General features: G+C 35.9%; 1 protein-coding gene. It reads left to right on the forward strand.

The window, feature by feature from the left end; translation table 11 throughout:
• Positions 1–750 (forward strand): RNA-guided endonuclease InsQ/TnpB family protein (locus GPK58_RS10640; RefSeq protein WP_442860557.1); only part of this gene is annotated, 750 nt, incomplete at both ends.

The following is a 750-nucleotide window of genomic DNA, read 5'->3' on the forward strand; positions in this document are numbered from 1 at the left end:
ACAACGGTGAAAAGTTTATGAGCAGTAACAGGTTTAGAGTCTGGCTTAACAATGAATATCTTTCTGAGCATCCGGAGTATTCGTGGATCAAGGAAGCTTATTCAAAAGCAGTAACACAGTCAGTAAATAATGGACAAACTGCTTTTACAAGATTTTTCAATCACGAGAGTGCTTTTCCTAAGTTCAAAAAGAAAGGCAGATCTGATGTAAAGATGTATTTTGTAAAGAATAATCCAAAGGATTGTCGTTGCGAAAGGCATAGAATCAATATTCCGTCACTTGGTTGGGTCCGTATCAAAGAAAAAGGATATATTCCAACAACTAAAGACGGATATGTGGTTAAAAGCGGCACGGTCTCAATGAAAGCTGACAGATACTATGTTTCAGTTCTTGTAGAAATTTCTGATAACAAGATTGCTGATAATTCCAATGCAGGAATTGGCATAGACCTGGGATTAAAGGATTTTGCCATTGTTTCTAATGGTAAGACTTATAAGAACATCAACAAGTCAGCAAGACTGAAAAAGCTTGAGAAACAACTTATTCGGGAACAGAGATGTCTCTCCCGTAAGTATGAAAATCTAAAGAAAGGAGAAGTCACTCAAAGGACGAATATACAAAAACAAAAACTCAAGGTACAGAAACTTCATCATAAGATAGATAATATCCGTACTGATTACATTAACAAGACAATCGCTGAGATAGTGAAAACCAAGCCATCTTATATAACGATCGAGGACTTAAATGTAA

Origin of the sequence: Blautia sp. MCC270 (genome assembly GCF_018785605.1) — a bacterium.
Classification (GTDB): Bacteria; Bacillota; Clostridia; order Lachnospirales; family Lachnospiraceae; genus Blautia_A; species Blautia_A fusiformis.